General features: G+C 69.8%; 18 protein-coding genes. 11 read left to right on the forward strand and 7 right to left on the reverse strand.

What is annotated here, in order from left to right:
- Nucleotides 1-249: 249 nt before the first annotated feature.
- Together nhaD and BOX17_RS15980 are read left to right on the forward strand one after the other, a co-directional pair.
- Nucleotides 250-1,734 (forward strand): sodium:proton antiporter NhaD, encoded by a 1,485-nt coding sequence (gene nhaD / locus BOX17_RS15975; RefSeq protein ID WP_071946303.1) that lies wholly within the window; start codon nucleotides 250-252, stop codon nucleotides 1,732-1,734.
- A 108-nt stretch (nucleotides 1,735-1,842) separates the two neighbouring features.
- A complete protein-coding gene (locus BOX17_RS15980; protein ID WP_071946305.1) occupies nucleotides 1,843-2,442 on the forward strand; it encodes a CBS domain-containing protein in 600 nt (199 codons plus the stop codon).
- 13 nt (nucleotides 2,443-2,455) lie between these two features.
- Here the strand turns inward: BOX17_RS15980 and BOX17_RS15985 are convergent, their stop codons facing one another.
- Nucleotides 2,456-3,778, reverse strand: coding sequence for an erythromycin esterase family protein (locus BOX17_RS15985; protein ID WP_071946307.1), 1,323 nt, complete (start codon nucleotides 3,776-3,778; stop codon nucleotides 2,456-2,458).
- 197 nt (nucleotides 3,779-3,975) lie between these two features.
- On the opposite strand from BOX17_RS15985, the gene BOX17_RS15990 reads away from it, so the two are divergent.
- Entirely contained in the window at nucleotides 3,976-5,079 is a 1,104-nt protein-coding gene (locus BOX17_RS15990; protein ID WP_071946309.1) for a mandelate racemase/muconate lactonizing enzyme family protein, read from the forward strand.
- An 81-nt stretch (nucleotides 5,080-5,160) separates the two neighbouring features.
- Here the strand turns inward: BOX17_RS15990 and BOX17_RS15995 are convergent, their stop codons facing one another.
- Both BOX17_RS15995 and BOX17_RS16000 read right to left on the reverse strand, forming a co-directional pair.
- Entirely contained in the window at nucleotides 5,161-8,292 is a 3,132-nt protein-coding gene (locus BOX17_RS15995) for an efflux RND transporter permease subunit (RefSeq protein WP_071946311.1), read from the reverse strand.
- Complete coding sequence (locus BOX17_RS16000) at nucleotides 8,289-9,542, reverse strand: efflux RND transporter periplasmic adaptor subunit (RefSeq protein WP_071946313.1); 1,254 nt, start codon at nucleotides 9,540-9,542, stop codon at nucleotides 8,289-8,291. Before BOX17_RS16000 ends, BOX17_RS15995 begins: the two co-directional genes overlap by 4 nt.
- A gap of 165 nt (nucleotides 9,543-9,707) precedes the next feature.
- On the opposite strand from BOX17_RS16000, the gene BOX17_RS16005 reads away from it, so the two are divergent.
- Together BOX17_RS16005 and BOX17_RS16010 are read left to right on the forward strand one after the other, a co-directional pair.
- Nucleotides 9,708-10,979, forward strand: a complete 1,272-nt coding sequence (locus BOX17_RS16005) for an ATP-binding protein (protein WP_071946315.1) — start codon at nucleotides 9,708-9,710, stop codon at nucleotides 10,977-10,979.
- 33 nt (nucleotides 10,980-11,012) lie between these two features.
- Nucleotides 11,013-11,552, forward strand: coding sequence for a response regulator transcription factor (locus tag BOX17_RS16010; protein ID WP_071946317.1), 540 nt, complete (start codon nucleotides 11,013-11,015; stop codon nucleotides 11,550-11,552).
- A 95-nt stretch (nucleotides 11,553-11,647) separates the two neighbouring features.
- On the opposite strand, the gene BOX17_RS16015 is transcribed toward BOX17_RS16010, so the two are convergent.
- Together BOX17_RS16015 and hybE are read right to left on the reverse strand one after the other, a co-directional pair.
- Nucleotides 11,648-12,418, reverse strand: coding sequence for a 3-hydroxybutyrate dehydrogenase (locus BOX17_RS16015; protein ID WP_071946319.1), 771 nt, complete (start codon nucleotides 12,416-12,418; stop codon nucleotides 11,648-11,650).
- A 129-nt stretch (nucleotides 12,419-12,547) separates the two neighbouring features.
- Nucleotides 12,548-12,982, reverse strand: a complete 435-nt coding sequence (gene hybE / locus BOX17_RS16020; RefSeq protein WP_071946321.1) for a [NiFe]-hydrogenase assembly chaperone HybE — start codon at nucleotides 12,980-12,982, stop codon at nucleotides 12,548-12,550.
- Between the two features lie 140 nt (nucleotides 12,983-13,122).
- On the opposite strand from hybE, the gene BOX17_RS16025 reads away from it, so the two are divergent.
- The 5 genes from BOX17_RS16025 (at nucleotide 13,123) to BOX17_RS16045 (ending at nucleotide 17,466) form a co-directional block, all read left to right on the forward strand.
- On the forward strand, nucleotides 13,123-13,941 hold the full coding sequence (locus BOX17_RS16025; protein WP_071946323.1) for an inositol monophosphatase family protein: 819 nt from the start codon (nucleotides 13,123-13,125) through the stop codon (nucleotides 13,939-13,941).
- Nucleotides 13,942-14,086: 145 nt separating this feature from the next.
- The gene (locus BOX17_RS16030; RefSeq protein WP_071946325.1) at nucleotides 14,087-14,356 is read left to right on the forward strand and encodes a GrxA family glutaredoxin; all 270 of its coding nucleotides are present in this window, start codon (nucleotides 14,087-14,089) and stop codon (nucleotides 14,354-14,356) included.
- A 109-nt stretch (nucleotides 14,357-14,465) separates the two neighbouring features.
- The gene (locus BOX17_RS16035) at nucleotides 14,466-15,437 is read left to right on the forward strand and encodes a bifunctional enoyl-CoA hydratase/phosphate acetyltransferase (protein ID WP_071946327.1); all 972 of its coding nucleotides are present in this window, start codon (nucleotides 14,466-14,468) and stop codon (nucleotides 15,435-15,437) included.
- A complete protein-coding gene (locus tag BOX17_RS16040) occupies nucleotides 15,434-16,624 on the forward strand; it encodes an acetate/propionate family kinase (protein WP_071946329.1) in 1,191 nt (396 codons plus the stop codon). The genes BOX17_RS16035 and BOX17_RS16040 overlap by 4 nt, the downstream gene beginning before the upstream one ends.
- Before the next feature lie 74 nt (nucleotides 16,625-16,698).
- The gene (locus BOX17_RS16045) at nucleotides 16,699-17,466 is read left to right on the forward strand and encodes a VOC family protein (RefSeq protein WP_071946330.1); all 768 of its coding nucleotides are present in this window, start codon (nucleotides 16,699-16,701) and stop codon (nucleotides 17,464-17,466) included.
- A 183-nt stretch (nucleotides 17,467-17,649) separates the two neighbouring features.
- On the opposite strand, the gene BOX17_RS16050 is transcribed toward BOX17_RS16045, so the two are convergent.
- Nucleotides 17,650-18,312 carry a CoA transferase subunit B gene (locus BOX17_RS16050; protein WP_071946332.1) on the reverse strand — a complete coding sequence of 221 codons (663 nt, stop codon included), beginning with the start codon at nucleotides 18,310-18,312 and terminating at the stop codon, nucleotides 17,650-17,652.
- An 81-nt stretch (nucleotides 18,313-18,393) separates the two neighbouring features.
- Nucleotides 18,394-19,095, reverse strand: coding sequence for a CoA transferase subunit A (locus tag BOX17_RS16055; RefSeq protein ID WP_071946333.1), 702 nt, complete (start codon nucleotides 19,093-19,095; stop codon nucleotides 18,394-18,396).
- 147 nt (nucleotides 19,096-19,242) lie between these two features.
- Between BOX17_RS16055 and BOX17_RS16060 the strand changes: the two genes are divergently transcribed.
- On the forward strand, nucleotides 19,243-20,148 hold the full coding sequence (locus BOX17_RS16060) for a LysR family transcriptional regulator (RefSeq protein WP_071946335.1): 906 nt from the start codon (nucleotides 19,243-19,245) through the stop codon (nucleotides 20,146-20,148).
- Nucleotides 20,149-20,207: the final 59 nt, after the last annotated feature.

Consider the following 20,207-nt stretch of genomic DNA (forward strand, 5'->3'; position numbering starts at 1 on the left):
TTCCTTAAGGCTGTCATAAGAAACCCTCCCGATACTGCGCCCCCGACCGCCAGGGCCTTTTCCCCCGATGCCGGCCGGCGTCGCCACTCGACGATGCCACACCCCCGATGGGCCTCCGGCAGCACCGGCGAGGGCCCTGGCCTGTGGCCACCGGAAGGCCCCAGGCCTATTGCGATCACATTATTCGCATCCTAACATTCTCGCGCTTTCCACCCTGCCCACTCTCCTCCCCGGGAACCCACACTCACCATGCTGACGCTCACACGACCACAGCACAGGCCCAGGCACAGCGCCCGGATGCCTGGTCTTCTCATGCTTGCCCTGTTGACCCTGCTGGCCAGCCCCCTGGCCCAGGCCTCCGCCGGGCCTCTGGCGCTCACCAATTCCCTCTACGGCTTCACCGCCGTGACGCTGTTCATCCTCGCCTACGCCCTGGTGATGGCCGAGGAACAGCTGCACATGCGCAAGTCGAAGCCGGTGCTGGTCGCCGCGGGCCTGATCTGGACGCTGATCGGCTGGGTCTACGTGCAGGCGGGCCTGCCCAACGAGGCCGAGGAGGCCTTCCGGGACACCCTGCTGGAATACAGCGAACTGCTGCTCTTCCTGCTGGTGGCGATGACCTACATCAACGCCATGGAGGAGCGCCGAGTCTTCGATGCACTGCGTTCCTGGATGGTGCGCAAGGGCTTCAGCTATCGCTCGCTGTTCTGGATCACCGGTATCCTGGCATTCTGCATCTCGGCCATCGCCAACAACCTGACCACGGCGATGCTGATGTGCGCCGTGGTGCTAAAGGTCGCCGAGGGCGACAAGCGCTTCATCGGCCTGTGCTGCATCAACATCGTCATCGCCTCCAATGCCGGGGGCACCTTCAGCCCCTTCGGCGACATCACCACCCTGATGGTCTGGCAGGCCGGCATGGTGGAGTTCAACCAGTTCCTCGACCTGCTGGTGCCCGCCCTGGTCAACTACCTGCTGCCGGCGCTGATCATGAGCGCCTTCATCAAGAACCGTCATCCCGATTCGCTGAAGGAGGACGTGTGGCTCAAGCGCGGGGCCCGACGCATCATCTTCCTGTTCCTGTTCACCGTGGCCAACGCCGTGGCCTGCCACACCCTACTGAACCTGCCGCCGGTACTCGGCATGATGACGGGCCTCGGCCTGCTGCAGTTCTTCGGCTACTTCCTGCGCCGCACCCTGCCCCGCTCGCTCGAGCGCAAGCGCACCCGCTACACCCAGCGCGGCGACTGGAAGAAGCTCGAGCAGCTCGGCAGCGTGGTGCCCTTCGACGTCTTCACCCGGATCGCCCGCTCCGAGTGGGACACCCTGCTGTTCTTCTACGGGGTGGTGATGTGCGTCGGAGGCCTGGGCTTCATGGGCTACCTCAGCCTGCTCTCCCACACCCTCTATGGGGGCTGGGACCCGGTCTGGGCCAATGTCGTGCTGGGCGTGATCTCGGCGGTAGTCGACAACATCCCGGTGATGTTCGCCGTGCTCTCGATGGAGCCGGACATGTCGATCGGCAACTGGCTGCTGATCACCCTGACCGCCGGCGTCGGCGGCAGCCTGCTCTCGGTCGGCTCCGCCGCAGGGGTGGCGCTGATGGGCCAGGCGCGGGGCAACTACACCTTCGCCACCCACCTGCGCTGGGCCCCGGTCATCGCCCTGGGGTACGCGGCCAGCATCACCGTGCACCTCTGGTTGAACGCAGACAGCTTCCGGGTCCTCGGGTGAGCCGCCGACGCACGCCTTAAGTTACTGGTAAGGAACGCATGAAACGGTGACATCAGGAGGGGCCGGCCACGACGGCGCCTCCTGACAACCACGACAAGGAGTTCCCCCATGACAGCCCTATCCCCCTCCCCGGTTCAGCCTGTCGCGCAGCACTCTCGCCCGACCATCGCCACGCCCGAGACGCTGATCCTGGACGCCGACAGCCCGGCCATGATGGTGCTCACCGACTTCGCCCGCATCTCCCCGCAGACCGTCGACGGCGACCGGCCGGTCGACGAGGCCCCGCAGCGGATGGTCAGTGGCGGCGTCCGCCTGCTGCTGGTGGTGGACGACGAGGGACGCTGCAGCGGCGTGCTGCCCGCCCGCGAGGTGATCGGTGGCCGCCGGATCACGCTGGCCATGCAGCAGCACAACATCGCCCGTGAGGACGTCACCGCCGGCATGATCCAGACGCCGCTGGACAAGACCCCGACCCTGACCCTGGAGGCCCTGGCCTCGATGAGCATCGGCGACCTGGTCAGGGCGCTGAAGAGCTTCGGTGAGCAGCACCTGCTGGTGACCGAGCCGACCTCGCGCCAGGGAGAGCGCATCCGCGGGGTGATCTCGGCCGCCGACATCGCCCGCGTGCTCGGCCATCGTCCGGGCGGGCTGCCCGAGGCGAGAAGCTTCGCCGACATCTGCAAGGTGGTGCTCGGCCACGAGCTGTGAGGCCGGGCGTGGTTCACACCCCGAAGGGATAGGTGTCGGGGATGGCCTCGCGCTGCCAGCTCGCGCCCGGCGCCAGCGGCTCGACGGCCGTGGTCTCGTCCAGGTGGTAGAGGGCATCGAACTGGTCGGACAGGCAGGCCTGGAAGTAGTGGCTGCCCCGCTCCGTCTCCGGGCGGTAGATCACCCCGATCGCCCGCTCCAGCCGGTGCGCCTTCAGGGGCTCCGCCCGGCCCGACAGGAGCGGCAGGTAGAAGCGGTCGAGCCCGCTCTGGTGGAAGAGGCGCTCGACGCTGCCCTCGAGTGAAGGGCGTACCCAGCGGTGCTCGGCCGGCCCGTCCCAGTCCCGGGCGGCGGTGACATGGCCGGTGTGCGTGGTGAAGCCCACCAGCAGCACCCGCTCGGCACCGAAGCGCTGGCGCGCCAGCTGGCCGACGTTGTGCTGCCCCTGGCCCCAGCCCATCTCGGTGGCCCGGGCGTCGCCCAGGTGGGAGTTGTGGGCCCACACCACCACCCTGCCCGCACCTCCCTGGCGGCGCAGGTGGTCGTGCAGCTCGGCGAGGGTCTCGGTCATGTGGTCGTCGCGCAGGTTCCAGGTATCCACCCGGGTGCCGAACATGGCGCGGTAGTAGGCCTCGGCATTGACCACCACCCGGGCGTTCTGCTCGGCGAAGAACTGCGCGTCCACCGCCCGGCGCCCGTCCGCCGCCAGGTAGGCTGAGGCCTTCTCCATCAACCGGACCTGCAGCCCCACGGACGCCCGTTCGCAGGAGGGGCTCAGGCCGAAGGCCACGTTGCGGCCATAGTGGAAGGGGTCGCCGCGATGGTCGAGACAGGCGTAGCCCCGGCGGGCGACCTCGGCCTGCTCGGGGTCGACGCCCTCCAGGTACTCGATCACCGCCTCCGCCGAGCGGTGCAGGCTGTAGAGGTCCATGCCGTGGAAACCCGCCTTCTTCGCCAGGGGCTGGCGGGCGTTGTACTGGCGCAGCCAGCCGATGAAGTCGCGCACCTCATGGTTGCACCACATCCAGTGGGGAAAGCGCTGGAAGTCCTCGAAGGCCTCGGCGAGGGAGTCCTCGCCGCCGCCTCGCACGTAGCGATCCAGGCGCAGGGCATCGGGCCAGTCGGCCTCCACCAGCACCGCCTCGAAGCCCTGCTCCTCTATCAGCCGCCGGGTGATCGCGGCGCGCAGGCGATAGAACTCGGCCGTGCCGTGGGAGGCCTCGCCGAGCAGCACGAAGGGCCGGTCGCCGACCTGCGCCAGCAGCGCATCATGGTCGCTCGTGCGGCCGTCCAGCCGGGTGGCCAGATCCCGCACACAGGCAAGGGGGGTAGTCATGACGGGCACCTCCGGAAAACGCGTCGAGGCCTACTCGGGAAGTCTAGACCGGCTTTCCGCTGGCAGGGGCCGTGGCACGATCGCCAGGCGATCTCGCCCGATGTGAGCCAACGCGCGCGGCAGAGTACGGCACGGTCCCTACGGCCTGCCGGGGACTCGGCTATGCTGGGGGTTCTTTCATTGGGCGAGGACGCACCATGCGCATTACCCACCTGGTGGCCTACACCGGCGAGCTTCACTACGACGGCACGGCCTACGCCTTCGCCGGAGGGCGCTCCTACCAGCGGTTCACCAGCACCGTGGTGGTGCTCACCACCGATGAGGGCCTGACCGGCGTCGGCGAGGTGTGCCCCTGCGGCCCGAGCTACATGCCCGCCTTCGCCGGGGGCCTGCCCGCCTGCCTGGAGGAACTCGCACCCCACCTCATCGGCGAGGACCCCCGCCATGTCACACGCCTGGCCGGGATCATGGACCGGGCGCTCAATGGACACGCCTATGCCAAGGCCGCCATCGACCTGGCCTGCTGGGACCTGCTGGGCAAGGCGGCGAGCCTGCCCGTGCACGTGCTGCTGGGCGGACGGCTCATGGAGACGATGCCGCTGCATCGCATCGTCCCGCTGGCAGAGCCCGAGGCGATGGCGAATTCCCTTGCCGCCTACCGCGAGGCGGGCTTCCGCCACTTCCAGGTCAAGCTGGGCCATGAGGTGGAGGACGACATCGCGATGATGCGGGTGCTGGCCGAGGGCCGGCCGCCGGGCGAGGTCTGGGTGGGCGACATCAACGGCGCCTGGCGCCGCGACCAGGCGGCGCGCTTCTCCCGGGCGCTGTCGGATCTGGACCTGATCCTGGAGCAGCCCTGCGCGAGCTATGAGGAGTGCCTGTCGTTTCGCCGGCGCTCGCACCACCCCGTCAAGCTCGACGAGAGCCTGACCAGCCTCGCGGACGTGCAGCGGGCGCTGCGCGACGATGCCATGGACGCCATGGCGCTGAAGGTCAGCAAGTTCGGCGGCCTGACGCCCTCCCGGGTCATCCGCGACCTCTGCGTCGCGGCGGGCATCCCGATGACCATCGAGGACGCCTGGGGCAGCGGTATCGCCACCGCCGCCTATGCCCAGCTGGCGGCCAGCACCCCCGCGCCCTGCCTGCTCAACACCACCGACCTGCACCGCTACAACACCACCCAGCTCGCCCACGGCGCCCCGGCGGTCAGCCGCGGCACCATGACGGTGAGCGACCGCCCGGGGCTCGGCGTCGAGCCGGACTTCAGCCAGCTCACGGGCCCCATCATGGAACACGGCTGACCCCGGGCCGGCGTCAGGCGTCGGGGCCAGCCTCGGCGATGTCCTCCCATGGCCGTGCGAGGCCACACGATCGATGGCCCCTCAGCCGCTTCCGGGCGCCGTGGCCTCCTGCCCCGTGTGCCCGAAGCGCTCGCGAAGCCGCTCGAGGTAGCTCAGCAGCACCGGGATCACGGCCAGCACGAGCAGGGTCGAGAAGGCGAGACCGAAGGCGATGGAGACGGCCATGGGGATCAGGAACTGGGCCTGCAGCGAGGTCTCGAAGAGCAGCGGCAGCAGCCCGCCGATGGTGGTCAGCGAGGTAAGCAGCACGGCCCGCACCCGCTGCACCACCGCCTCGTTGAGGGCCGTGTCGATGGCCAGCCCTTTCTGGCGCTGGTGGCGGTAGAAGGCCACCAGGATGATGGCGTTGTTGACCACGATGCCGGAGAGGCCGAAGAGCCCGAACAGCGAGAGCATGGTCAGGTTGAGCCCCAGCGCCCAGTGCCCCAGCAGGGCCCCGACCAGCGCCAGCGGGATGATCGCCATGACGATCAGCGGCAGGCTCCAGGAGGCGAAGACCCAGGCCAGCACCACGTACATCAGGCCCAGGCCGATGATCAGCCCGGTGCGCATGTCGGCGAAGGTCTCGCGCTGGTCGGCGGCGCGTCCCTCGAAGCTGTAGCGCAGCCGGTGGGTACTGGCCAGCGTCGGCAGCACCTCCTCGGAGAGGGCGTCGAGCACCCGCTCGGCGTTGGTGACCTCGCTGTCGAGCTCGGCGGTGACCTCCACCGCCAGGCGGCCATCGGCATGGCGCAGCGCCTCGAAGCCCTGGCGATGGTCGAGGGCCATGACCTGGTCCATCGGCACGAAGCGCCCGTCGGGGACGCGCACCGTGAGCCGCGAGAGGGTCGCGAGCCGCTCGCGCTGCTCCCGGGGCAGCAGCACCCGCACCTCGATCTCGTCGTCCCCGTCCTGGTAGATCTGCACCAGTCGGCCGTCGAAGGCCGCCCGGAGCTGCCGGCCCAGGTCGAGGGTGGTCAGCCCCAGGGCCTCGCCGTGGGCATTGACCCGATAGATGAGCTGTTCGCGCCCCCAGGGCATGTCGTCCTCGGTGTCGAGCACGCCGGGCAGCTCGCGCAGCGAACGGGAGAGCGATTCCGCGGCGGCCTTGAGGTCGCCGGCCGACTCGCCGGTCAGGCGGATGTTGACGTCCTTGCCGGGGGGCCCCGAGGCCCGCTCGTTGATGGTCAGGTTCTCCAGGCCCGCGGGCTCGGCCATCCGCGAACGCCAGGCGCGGATGAACTCGGCGTTGCGCACGTCACGGTCGTCGGAGGCGGTGAGCTCCACCATCATCGAGCCGACGTTGTCGCCGCTTCGCCCCTGCTGGCCGCTGGAGATGGTCGCCCCGTGGCGGGTCACGGCGTGCTGCACCAGGTCGCCGCCCAGCGCCTCCTCGGTCTCGTCCAGGGCGTGCTGCATCCGCGTGAGCAGCGCGTCGACGCGGCCGCGGTCGGTGCCGGCCACGAAGCTGGCGTTGGCGTAGAGGATGTTGGGTTCCGGCGTGGGGAAGAAGTTGAACTCCAGGCGACCGCCGGCCAGCAGGCCCAGGGTGAAGAGCACCACCGCCATCGCCGAGGCCAGGGTGGCCCCGCGATGGCGCAGGGTCAGCGCCGAGAAGCACCGAAAGGGCCCTTCGCGGAAGCGATCGAACGCCGACTCGAAGCGCTCGCGGGGCCGCGACAGCAGGTGGCGACGCGGCGCCTTGCCCGGCACGAAGGCGTTGCGCAGGTGGGCCGGCAGCACCACGAAGCACTCCAGCAACGAGGCAACCAGCACGCAGATCATGATCACCGGGATGTCGCCGAGGATGTTGCCGATCACCCCGCCCACCAGCAGCAGCGGCATGAAGGCGGCCACCGTGGTCAGCGACGAGGCGACCACGGGCCAGAGCATGCGCCGGGCGGCCCCCTCGGAGGCGTGGCGGGCGGGCTCGCCCATGCGGAAGTGGGCGTCGGCGTCCTCGCCCACCACGATGGCATCGTCGACGATTACCCCGAGCGCCATGATCAGGGCGAAAAGCGAGATCATGTTGATCGACCCGCCGATCCCCCAGAACACCGCCATGGCCGCCAGGAAGGCGGTGGGAATGCCGACGGCGACCCACAGCGCCACCCGCGCGGGCAGGAAGAAGTAGAGCAGCAGCAGCACCAGCGCGAGGCCGCCCAGGCCGTTGCTGATCAACAGCCAGATGCGCTCGGCGATCAGCTGCCAGGTCTCGTCGTGGACCTCGAGCTCCACCGAGGGCGGCATCTGCGGCCGGGTCTCGTCGAGCCAGCGGTTGAGCACGTCGGCGGCAGCCAGGGAGTTGCCGTCCTCGCTTCGCTGCAGCATCAGCTCCACCGCCGGGTGGCCGTCGCGGCTCAGGGTCACCGACCCCTCGCGCGCCTCCTGACGGATGGTGGCGATGTCGCCCAGGCGCAGCTGCACCCGCTCGCCGCTGAGTACCGGCAGGTCGGCGAAGGCCATGGGGTCGCGGCGCTGCTCCACGGCGCGCAGCTCGCGGGTGCTGTCCTGCTGGCCGAGCAGACCCGCCGGCAGGTCCCGCGACATCGCCTCGATCCGCTCGGCGATCTCGCCGAGGCTCAGCTGCAGCCCCTGCAGGCGCTCCGCCGGGACCTCGATGCTTATCTGCTGCTCGGGCAGGCCGTTGATCTCCACCCGGTCGATGCCCGCCTGCAAGAGCTGGTCCTCGTAGCGGTTGGCCAGGTGGCGCAGCTCCTCCGGGGTGACCTCGCCATGCACCAGCAGCCGGGCCACCGGCTCGTAGCGGGCCGCCCGGGCCACCCGGGGCGCCTCGGCGTCCGCCGGCAGGTTGGTGAACTGGTCGACCTGCTGGCGGACATCGTCCAGGGCCAGGATGGGGTCGCTGCCCTCGGTGAACTCCAGGGTGATGCTGGAGACGCCCTGGGCCGAGGTGGAGGTCATCCGCTTCAGGCCGTCGATGCTGCGCAGTCGCTGCTCGAGGGGGATGGTGATGCCCTGCTCGATGTCCTCCGCCGAGGCGCCGCTCCACACCGTGCGCACGCTGACCACGTCCAGGGCGAAGGAGGGGAAGAACTGGATGTTCATGCGCGACAGGCCCAGCGCCCCGCCGAGCAGCATCACCAGCATGATGAGGTTGGCGGCGACCCGGTGGTGGACGAAGAAGCCGATCAGGCCACGCCGGCGACTCATGGGCGCTCCTCGCCATCGCCACCGTCCGCCGCGCCGCTGTCGCCCTCGACCAGCAGGCCCTGCATGGCATTGGGCAGGTGGGTGACGATGACCCGTTCTCCGTCGGCCAGCGCCTCCCCGGTGACCAGCGCCCAGCGCTGGCCGTCGTCGCGCATCACGTCGCCATGGCGGGTCACCACCAGGCGCTGCATCCGGTCGGCCTCGTCCATCACGTAGAGGGCGTCGTTGCCATAGAGGGCGCTGTAGGGCACCGCCAGGCTGTCCGCGATGGCCGGGCGCGCCAGCGACACGGCGAGCAGGCTGCCGGGACGCAGCCCTTCGCCGCCCGCCTCGAGGCGGAAGATACCCTCGGTGCCGGCCGGGTCGCCCTCGCCGGCCAGCCCCTCCAGCACCAGGCGGGCCCCGTCGTCGCCGGTGGCCACGAGTCGCTCCCCGCGGGACAGGGCCTCGAGCAACTCGGCCTGGTGACGCTGCGGGATGCGCGCGCGCAGCTCCAGGCCCTTCGCGGGATAGACGCTGAGCAGTTCGCTGCGGGCGGCGACCTGATCGCCCGGGGCCACCCGGATGCGCGTGACGATGCCATCGAAGGGCGCGTCGACCCGGCTGCGCTCGGCATCGCGGCGGGCCTCGTCCAGCGCGGCCCGGGCACGCGCCAGGCCGGCCTGGAGCGACCTGAGACGGGCGGGATGCTCGGCGATCGCCCGCTCCCGGGCCGACACCGTCACGCGGGCGCGGGCCAGCTCGTTGCGCGCCGCGTCCAGGTCGGACTGGGAGGCCAGCTTGCGCGCCAGCAGAGAGCGGGTGCGCTCCAGCTGACGACGGGCGTTGTCGACGAGCTCGCGTTCGCGCTCCACGGCCTCCTGATCGCTCTCGTGGCGCACCCGCTCGTTCTCCACCTGCGCCCCGCGATCCGCCACCTCGGCCTCGGCCTGTGCCAGGGCCGGGCGCACGTCGGCATCGTCCAGGGCCACCAGCCGCTCGCCGCGCGCGACCCGCTGCCCCTCGCGGACCGGCCGCTCGGCGATCCGGCCGGCCAGGGGCGCGGTGACGGTCAGCATCTCGGGGGCGGTGATCTCACCATAGAGCGGCAGGGCGGGCGCCAGGGGCCGCAGTGTCGCCGAGAGGGTCTCGACGCGCCAGCGGCGCTCCTCGTGGGTCACGTTCGCTGTCTCGGGGCGGGTGGCGCGAAGCCACAGGAAGGCCGCCACGCCGAGGGCCAGGATCAGCAGGGGAAGCAGACGTCTGAGCATCGGGCTGGGTTCCACCGGGCATATCAACAAGCCACAATATACAACCATCGGCCGGCGATTGTCGGCGGGGCGGCGCCCCGGCGACACTCTACCGCACTCGGGCCGTCATCCCGCCCCTGCCCGGGATCGGGTATCATCGGCCACAACTCGCCTCGCGGAGTCGCCATGCAAGCCGCCCTTCCCCTGCCGCTCTCCACCCCCAACCGCAACCTGGTCCGGCTGACCATCGTGCGCGGCATCACCTGGACCGGCTTCCTGGCCGCCATCATCATCGGCATCGAGCTGCTGGGCTTCTCCCTGCATGTGCACGCGGTGATCGGGGTGATCGTCGTCATGGGGGGGATCAACATCGCCACCTGGTGGCGGCTGGGTCGGCCCCGGGCGGTCACGCACCAGGAGTACCTCGCCCACCTGATGATCGACGTGACGGGGCTGACGCTGCTCTTCTACTTCACCGGCGGGGCCCACAACCCCTTCATCAACTACTACCTGGTGCCGGTGACCATCGCCGCCGCCACCCTGCCCTGGCGACATGCCTGGCTGATCGCCGCCGCCTCCATGGCCGCCTACACCTTCCTGCTGATGGCCTACCAGCCACTGCCCCAGCTCGCCCAGGGAACCGGCGAGACCTCCCTCGGCCTCCACGTGCTGGGCATGTGGATGAACTTCGGGCTCTCCGCCGGGCTCGTGACCTTCTTCATCTACAAGATGGCCCATGCGCTCCGGCGCCGGGACCAGGCGTTGTCTCGCACCCGCGAGGCGGCCCTGCGCAACGAGCAGGTGCTGGCAGTGGCCACCCAGGCCGCGGGCACCGCCCACGAGCTGGGCACGCCGCTCTCCACCATGGCGGTGCTGCTCGCCGAGATGCGCGAGGAGGCCCGGAACGACCCGGCGCTGAGCAAGGACCTGGAGCTGCTGCGCCAGCAGGTCGACACCTGCAAGTCGCGGCTGCGCCACCTGGTGGAGAGCGCCGACCGGCGCCGCATGGCCGAACCCGAGGTGCGGGACGCCCAGTCGTGGCTCGCCGGGGTGGTGCAGCGCTGGCTGGTGCTGCGTCCCGACGTGAGCCACCGCCTGGAGGTCGCCGACCGACGCGACCCGCCCTGGCTCGCGGTGGACGCCACCCTCGACCAGGCGCTGACCAACCTGCTCAACAACGCCGCCGATGCCAACCCGGACGACATCACCATCCAGCTGGAATGGAACGGCGAGGAGGTGATCATCGACATCCGCGACCACGGCCCCGGCGTGGCGATGTCCATCGCCGACCAGCTGGGCGAGACCTTCGTCTCCACCAAGAGCAAGGGGCTCGGTATCGGCCTGTTCCTGACCCACGCCACCATCAACCGATTAGGTGGCGGCGTCAGCCTGTACAATCATCCCGACGGCGGCACCCTGACCGAGGTGACCCTGCCGCGCAGCCCGCCGGCGACCTGACGGCGGCGGGATTCCCTGACCCGCGAGGACGACATGCAAGAGACCGCCGAACGCCTGCTGATCGTCGACGACGACGAGATGTTCTGCCACGTGCTCGACCGGGCGCTGACGCGCCGCGGCTTCGAGGTGCTGGTGGCCCATGACGCCGCCCAGGCCCTCTCCCTGGCGCGCCGCCATCAGCCCCAGCTGGCCACCCTGGACCTCAAGCTCGAGAACGAGTCGGGCCTCAAGCTGCTGCCCGAGCTGCTGGAGCTGGTGCCGTCGTGCCGGGTGGTGGTTCTGACTGGCTACTCGAGCATCGCCACCGCGGTGGAGGCGATCAAGCTGGGCGCGGTGAACTACCTCTGCAAGCCCGCCGATGCCGACGAGGTGCTCGCCGCCCTGTCACGGGAGGAAGGCGACCCGGAGACCGAGGTGGCCGAGCACCCGCCGTCGATCAACCGCGTCACCTGGGAGCATATCCAGAAGGTGCTTCAGGAGCACGACGGTAACATCTCCGCCACGGCCCGGGCGCTGGGCATGCACCGGCGCACTCTCCAGCGCAAGCTGCAGAAGCGCCCGGTGAGGAGATAAGGAGCAAGGAGCAAGGACGTTGCCATTTAGCTACCAGCAACCCAGTGGGGTTGCTTGTCACTTTCTCCTTGCCACTTGTAGCTGGCCGAAGGCCCCTACTGGGCGGTCCAGCCCAGGTCCATGTTCCAGCTGGCGCCGGTGACGGCCCCAGCGTGGTCGGAGGCCAGGTAGCCGACCAGCTCGGCGACCTCGGCGGGCTCGATCAGCCGCTTGATGGCAGCATTCTTGAGCATGATCTTCTCGATCACCTCCTGTTCCGCCATGCCGTGCATCTTCGCCTGGTCCGCGATCTGGCCGTCGACCAGCGGCGTCTTCACGTAGGCCGGGCAGATGGCGTTGGCGGTGATGCCCTGCTCGCCCCCCTCAAGCGCCGCGGTCTTGGTCAGGCCGATCATGCCGTGCTTGGCGCTGATGTAGGCGGCCTTGCCCGGCGAGGCCACCTGGGCGTGCACCGAGGCGATGTTGACAATGCGCCCCCAGCCATTCTCGCGCATGCTCGGCCAGGCCGCCTGGGTCAGCAGGAAGGGCGCGGTGAGCATCAGGTCGATGATCTGGCGCCACTTCTCCTCGGGGAACGTCTCGATGGGCGAGACGTGCTGGATGCCCGCGTTGTTGACCAGGATGTCCACGTGACCGAAGCGCTTGACCGCCTCGGCCACCGCCGCCTTGCAGGCCTCGCCATCGGTCAGGTCGGCCTGGAAGAAGACCGCGCCGGCCTTCTCGGCGACCTCCTTGCCGGCCGGGTTGAAGTCCACGGCCAGCACCTGATGGCCCAGCTCGCAGAAATGGCGGACCACGGCCTCGCCGATGCCGCTGCTGGTCCCGGTGACCAGGGCGACGCGGGGGGTGGAAGCATTGGCGGTCATGCGTGACTCCTCTTGTAGAATTATTCGGCCTCCCGCGGGCGGCGTGCCCCGAAGGCAGGACCCGGCATGTCGATGGCGGTGTCCCTGTCCGCCCCCAGCATAAGGGCAATGACGCAGCGCGTCATCCACTCAGGGCATCGGCGCGGCGGGGGTCATGACCCGCTCCATCAGCCGCTGGGCGAGGCGGCTGGCCGCCTGGAGGGAGTCGACGTCGGAGAGGTCGTCCAGCAGCTCGCACCGCCACCAGCCGTCCGACCCGTCGAGGGGTTCCCGGGCGAAGGGGTAGCGGCCGGCGGGTAACGCCAGGGTCAGTGACGACGCCTCCCCGGTCGCGACGGCCTCGTCGTCGATCACCAGCGCCAGCGAAAGCGAGACCGGCGTGACCAGGGCCCCGAGCAGCCCGCGGCGGCCGTCCGCCAGGGTATGGGGCTGGAAGCAGAGCGCATCCACACCCAGCCGGGGATTGTAATGGGGCTGGCCCTTGGCGGCCTTCAGGTAGTGGCGAGTCCAGGCCTCGGCCAGGCGACTCAGCCGCGCGTACTGGTCGGCACTCAATGCCTGCATGGTGTCCTCCGGGTCGGCGGGGCGGCCAGTATAGCCGCCGCCCCTTGCCCCTCGCATTCCGTCCCGCGTAGCGGACAGTCGGCAGGGGCAGGGGGAGCTGCTAGCATGAAGGGCCGTTCGCCCCCTGCCGAGGAGCCGCCATGACCCCCGCCCAGCGCCTGGAGATCGCCGTCGATATCGCCCGCGAGGCCGGCCAGATGATCATCGCCGCCCGCGAGGGTCAGGCCTTCGGTCATCGCTACAAGCACGGCCACGAGCTGGTCACCGATACCGACGTCGAGGTGGACACGCGGATCAGCGAGCGCCTGGACGAGCACTTCGCCGACGAGGCCCGCCTCAGCGAGGAGCTGACCCCGGACCGCGAGGCGCTGTCGACCCCCCAGGCGCTCTGGGTGGTGGACCCCATCGACGGCACGGTCAACTTCGCCCACGGCCTGCGCCATGTGGCGGTCTCCATCGGCTGGGCCAGCGAGGGCATGACCCGCCTCGGGGTGGTGCATGCCCCCTTCCTCGGGGAGACCTTCACCGCCCTGGAGGGCCAGGGCGCCTGGTGCAACGGCGAGCCGATACGCGCCAGCCGCACCGGCAGCCTGATGCACTGCCTGGTGGGCACCGGCTTCCCCTACCGCCGCGACAGCCGTCCGCCGCTGATGCGTCGCCTCACCGCGGTGCTCGCCCGCTGCCAGGACGTGCGGCGCAACGGCTCGGCGGCCCTGGACCTGTGCGACGTGGCCTGCGGCCGGCTGGACGCCTACTACGAGAGCGTCTCGCCCTGGGACTGCGCAGCGGGCTGGCTGATCGCCCGCGAGGCCGGCGCCCGCACCGGGCATCTCTACCCGGTCCCGTCGGGGATCCCGGAGGACCTCTACGGCGAGAACCTGCTGGTGACCGCCCCGGAGGTCCACGTCGAGCTCGGCGACCTGCTGCGCCGGGCCGATGCCGGCGAGATCGATATCTGAGGGCCCGCCGGGTACAGCGATAGCGGCCCTCCATCGCCGCGCAAGGGGGCGGCTATTGGCGAAAGGGCGCGCGCTCCGTCACAATGCGGCCTGTTTCTTGACCTCTTAACATTGCCACGCACCACGCCGTGCCAGGAGTCGCTTCATGTTCGTCGTCATCTTCGGTCGTCCCGCCTGCCCCTTCTGCGACCGCGCCAAGGCGCTGGCCGCGAGGCTCGAGAGCGCCGGCGCCATCGAGGGTCACCGCTACGTCGACATCCATGCGGAGGGCATCACCAAGGCCGACCTGGAGAAGACCATCGGCCAGCCGGTGCACACCGTGCCGCAGATCTTCGTCGACCAGACCCACGTCGGCGGCTTCACCGAATTCGACCGCTATGTCCGCGACAACGCCCTGATGTCGGCCACCGTCTGAGCCGACGCCGCCAGCGGTGACGAGGACGCCGCCATCCCCTCGGGGTGGCGGCGTCCTCGCGTTCAGCGGTGCTACCCTTGGAGCAGTTTCCCCTGCCCGGAGTCCCGCCATGGACCGCCCCCTCGTCGAGCCGGATCCCGACCGTCACTGGCACCGGACCGGCGCCGAGCATCGCCGCCTGATCGAGGCCACCCGCCCCCTGTCGCCGCTGCGCACCGCGGTGGTCCACCCCTGCGATACGCCGTCACTGGCCGGCGCCCTGGCGGCCTGGCGGGAGGGGGTCATCGAACCGCTGCTGGTCGGCCCGCGCGCGCGCATCGAGGCGACCGCCGAGGCCCTGGGCGAGGCCATCGACGGGCTGACGCTGGTCGACACGCCCCACAGCCACGCCTCCGCCGAGCAGGCCGTGCGCCTCGCCGCCGAGGGCAAGGCCGAGGCGCTGATGAAGGGCGCCCTGCACACCGACGAACTGATGAGCGCGGCCGTCGCGCGCCAGGCGGGACTGCGCACCGAGCGCTGGATGAGCCACGTCTACGCCCTGGACGTGCCGAGCTATCCGCGCCCGCTGATGATCTCCGATGCGGCCCTGCACATCACCCCGGACCTGGCCACCAAGGCCGACATCATCCAGAACGCCATCGACCTGGCCCGGGCCATCGGCATCGAGCGCCCGCGGGTGGCGGTGCTCTCGGCGGTGGAGACGGTGCGCGCCACCCTCCCCTCGACCATCGAGGCCGCGGCCCTGTGCAAGATGGCCGAGCGCGGCCAGATCGAGGGCGGCGTGCTCGACGGTCCCCTGGCGATCGACAACGCCGTCTCCCTCACCGCGGCCCACCAGAAGGGGCTCGGCTCCCCGGTGGCGGGCCAGGCCGACATCCTCATCGCCCCGGATCTCGAGGCCGCCAACATGATCGCCAAGCTGCTGATCCACCTCGCCGGGGCTCAGGCCGCGGGCCTGGTGGTCGGCGCCCGGGTGCCGATCATGCTGACCAGCCGGGCGGACGATGTGGAGACTCGCCTGGCCTCGGCCGCCCTCGCCCAGCTGCTGGTGCGGCGCCAGGCCGCCGGAGGCGAGGGGTGAGCCGTGTTCTGGTGCTCAATGCCGGCTCGGCGACCCTGAAGTTCGGGCTCTACGAGCAGGACGCCTGCCGGCTGCGGGGCCTGGTGGATCGCATCGGCGACGCCCCGGCGCTGCGCCTTCACAGCGGCGAGGTCGACACCGCCGGCTTCGCCCCGGCGGAGGTCGGCCACGCCGGGGTGGCCGAGGCGCTGCTCGACTGGCTGGACGACTGCATCGGCCTCGACGACCTGGCCGGAGTGGGCCACCGGGTGGTCCACGGGGGAACGGAACTGGCCGAGCCGGTGCGGCTGGATGCCGATCGGCTCACGTACCTGACGGGCCTCGAGCCCCTGGCGCCGCTGCACCAGCCCCACGCCCTGGCAATCGTCCGCGACCTGCTCGCCCGCCATCCGGAGCTGCCCCAAGTGGCCTGCTTCGATACCGCCTTCCACCGGACCCAGCCGCGCCTCCGGCAGCTCTTCGCCCTGCCCCGGCGACTCGCCGACGAGGGGGTGCTGCGCTACGGCTTCCACGGCCTCTCCTATGCCCATGTGGCCCGCCGCCTGGCCGAGGTGGTCGGTCCGGCCAGCGCCCAGGGCCGCGTGGTGGTGGCCCACCTGGGGCAGGGATGCAGCCTGTGCGCCCTGGAGGCGGGACGCAGCGTCGCCACCTCCATGGGCTTCACGGCCCTCGATGGCATGATGATGGGCAGTCGCTGCGGCCGCCTCGACCCCGGCGTGGTGCTCTACCTGCTGAGGGAGCGCGGCATGAGCGTCGACGAGGTGGAACGGCTGCTCTACCACGACAGCGGCCTGCTCGGCGTCTCGGGCCTCTCCGCCGACATGCGCGACCTGCTGGGCAGTCACGACGCTCACGCCGCCGAGGCGGTGGCGCTGTTCATCGACCGCCTGATCGGCGAGATCGGCACCCTGGTGGCGCTGCTCGGCGGCCTCGACGCCCTGGTCTTCACCGGCGGCATCGGCGAGCATGCCGCCGAGATCCGCCAGCGGACCCTGCACCGCCTGGGCTGGCTCGGCATCACCCTGGATGCACCGGCCAACGCCCGCCATGACCTGCGCATCGACCGGGGCCATTCGTCGGTGCCAAGGGGCCCGGCCGTGGCCGTCATCCCCACCGATGAGGAGGGTGAGATGGCCCTCGGCACCCGCGCCTGCCTGGCCCGTGAGGGAGCGTCTTTCCCGCGTTGAATGCCCCCCCGGCCTCGCTGCCTATACTGGCGCTGCAAGCACGGACAGGGCATTCGAGGGAGGGACAGGGCACGATGCAACCGGAAGAGTTCGTCCAGCAGCTGTGGCTGGACTATATCCACCATCACCCGGAGGTCGGGGGGCTGCGGCTGTGGCCCGTGGAGGCGCCGGCGGAATATCTGGCGATCCTCACCCTGAATCACGGCCCCTGGGCCATGGAGGCGCTGACCCCGACGCTGGTGCATTTCGGCTATCGCCCCCAGCACCGCTATGCCATGGCCGACCGCGGCCTGCTCGCCACCCTGTTCAGCGCCCCGGGCGACGGCGCCTGGATCCTGCTCGCCGAGCTGCAGCTCGGCACCCTGTCGCGCCAGCCCCGGGAACGCCTCAAGACGCTGGTCGCCGATGCCGATCCGCGCGAGGCCCGCAGCCAGGCCCTGCTCTGCCATGGCCGCTGCTGGTCGATGCCCGACTGGGCCACCTACCAGACCCTGCACCAGGCCCACCCGCTGGCCGGCTGGCTCTCGGTGATGGGGCCGCGCGTGCACCACGCCGGCTTCGACTGCCAGCGGCTGGGAATCGACATCAAGGTCCTCGACGAGCGGCTCCAGCAGGCCGGCCTCACCGGCAGCCGGGACCGTCATCACGGCCTCTTCCCCGTCTCGCCGCTGCTCAACTACCGCTTCTATGCCACCAGCTCGCGGCGCCTGGCCTTCGCCGAGGGCGACGAGCATCGGATCGGCCTCGGCGGCCTGGCGCTGGTGCAGAAACAGGTCACGGCCAACCAGGAACGTGCCGCCGAACTGCTGTTGCCCCTCCACACCCGCTGCGAGATCTCCTGACCCTGTCATCCACAGATTCTGTGGATAACGCTGTGAATCCCCCCGGGGAACGTCACCCCGACCGTGATGCCAGGGGCCTGTCGCCGCCATGGTCAGTTTTTCGACAGTCCGTTCACCGTTCCCCAGACGACAGCGGCCCGGGCGCTGGGCCCGGGCCGCTGTCGTCACGATGCGTCGCGCGGATCACTCGTCGAAGGTCATCTCAGGGACATGGTCGGGCACGACCAGCGTGCCCGCGGTCAGCGACTTGATCTCCTCGACGGAGACCCCCGGCGCGCGCTCCTTGAGGTGGAAGGCGCCGTCCTTGATCTCCAGGTAGGCCAGGTCGGTCAGCACCCGGTTGATGCAGCCGGCGCCGGTCAGCGGCAGGTTGCACGATTCCAGCAGCTTGGACTCGCCGTGCTTGGAGGCGTGGGTCATGGTGCAGATGATGTTCTCGGCGCCGGCCACCAGGTCCATGGCACCGCCCATGCCCTTGATCAGCTTACCGGGGATCATCCAGGACGCGATGTTGCCGTTCTGGTCGACCTCGAAGGCCCCCAGCACGGTCAGGTCCACGTGGCCGCCGCGGATCATGGCGAAGGACTCGGCGGACGAGAAGATCGCCGCGCCGGGACGCGCCGTAACCGTTTCCTTGCCGGCATTGATCATGTCCGGATCGACCTCGTCCTCGGTGGGATAGAGGCCCATGCCCAGCAGGCCGTTCTCGGATTGCAGCATCACGTCGATGCCGTCGGGGATATAGTTGGCCACCAGGGTCGGAATGCCGATGCCCAGGTTGACGTAGAAACCGTCTTCGAGTTCGCGCGCCACGCGCTGTGCCATCTGTTCGCGAGTGAGTGCCATCTTGTTGCCTCTTGTGGTCGGTGGAGAAGCGGTTGCAGGAAGCGCCGGCGGAGTCGCCGGTCGTCACGTGCAGAAGGGCGTTCAGCCCTTGCGCACGGTGCGCTTCTCGATGCGCTTCTCGAAGGTGCCCTGGATGATGCGGTCGACGTAGATCCCCGGCGTGTGGATCTGGTCCGGCTTGAGCTCGCCCGGCTCGACGATCTCCTCGACCTCGACCACGGTGATCTTGCCCGCGGTGGCGGCCATCGGGTTGAAGTTCTGGGCGGTGTCGTGAAAACAGACGTTGCCATAGCGATCGGCCTTCCAGCCCTTGACGATGGCGAAGTCGCCGACCACCGACTCCTCGAGGATGTAGTGGCGCCCGTTGAACTCGCGCACCTCCTTGCCCTCGCCGATCGGCGTACCGTAGCCGGTGGCGGTATAGAAGGCGGGGATGCCGGCGCCGCCGGCGCGCATCTTCTCGGCCAGGGTCCCCTGGGGGGTCAGCACGACCTCGATCTCGTCGTTGAGCATCTGCTTCTCGAAGAGAGCGTTCTCGCCGACGTAGGAGGCATGGATCCGGCTGATCTGCTTGTCTTCCAGCAGCAGGCCCAGGCCGAAGCCGTCGACGCCGCAGTTGTTGGACCACACCGTCAGGTCCTTCACGCCGCGACGCTTGATCTCGGCGATCAGGTTCTCGGGGATGCCGCAGAGGCCGAAACCGCCGGCGATCACGGTCATGCCGTCCGCGATGCCGTCCATTGCCTCTTCGTAGGAATACACACGCTTGTCGAATCCGGCCATAGTGGCGCCTCGTGTTGTTGTGGGGTGAGTCGTCGAGTGATTTAACAGAATGTCAGGCAAGTGTTGCTCCTGCCAATATATTTGTTAAGTTTGTTTTATTTATTGATTAATATGTTCCGGCAATAAATTTGACCTTGGTAGCATGCCATGACCGTCAAGCAACTGCGCGCCTTCCTCGCCGTGGCCCGCACCCTGAGCTTCACCCAGGCCTGCGAGCACATGCACCTCTCCCAGCCGGCCCTGAGCCTCGCGATCAAGGGCCTCGAGGAAAGCCTGGGCGGACGCCTGCTGATCCGCAGCACCCGCAGCGTGCGCCTGACACCGGAGGGAGAGTCGCTGGTCCCCCTGGCGAAGCGCCTGATCGCCGAGTGGGACAACACCGAGGAGCTGCTGCGCCAGCGCTTCACCCTGCAGCTCGGCCGCCTGGCGGTAGCCACCATGCCCTCCTTCGCCAGCAACCTGCTGCCACCGGCGCTGCGGGTCTTTCGCCAGCGCCACCCCCGGGTCAACGTCACGGTCCACGACGTGATCAACGAGCAGGTCATCGAGATGGTGCGCGCCCGCCAGGTCGAACTGGGACTGGTGTTCGAGCCCGAGGCCACCGGCAGCCTCTCCTTCACGCCGCTGTTCCGCGACCGCTTCGTCGCCGTGGTGCCGGCCGACTCGCGGCTGGCCGAGCGCACGAGCCTCGGCTGGCCGACACTGATGACCCGCGACTTCATCGCGCTGCAGCGCCCCTCCATGGTGCGCCGGCTGCTCGAGCAGGCGCTGGAGGGCCGCGGGGTCACCCTGCCCGCGGCCTTCGAGTGCCACCAGCTGGCCACGGTGGGGCGCATGGTCGCCAGCGGCCTGGGGGTCAGCGCCGTGCCCTCGCTGTGCATCGACCAGATGCAGGAGCTCGGCGCGGTGTGCCTGCCGCTGGAGGATCCGGTCATCGAGCGCGATGTCGGGGTGCTGACCTGGAACAGCCACGAACTCTCGGTGGCCGCCCTGGCGCTGCAGGAGGTGCTGGCCGAGACCATCAGCACCCCTGCCCTGGCCCCGCCTCGTTGATCCCGCCCGCTGGGCAGCCAGCGGCCGATCCATTAGCATGAAGCAATCGTTAACGCCGC

It is taken from the genome of Halomonas aestuarii (genome assembly GCF_001886615.1).
GTDB lineage: Bacteria > Pseudomonadota > Gammaproteobacteria > Pseudomonadales > Halomonadaceae > Halomonas > Halomonas aestuarii.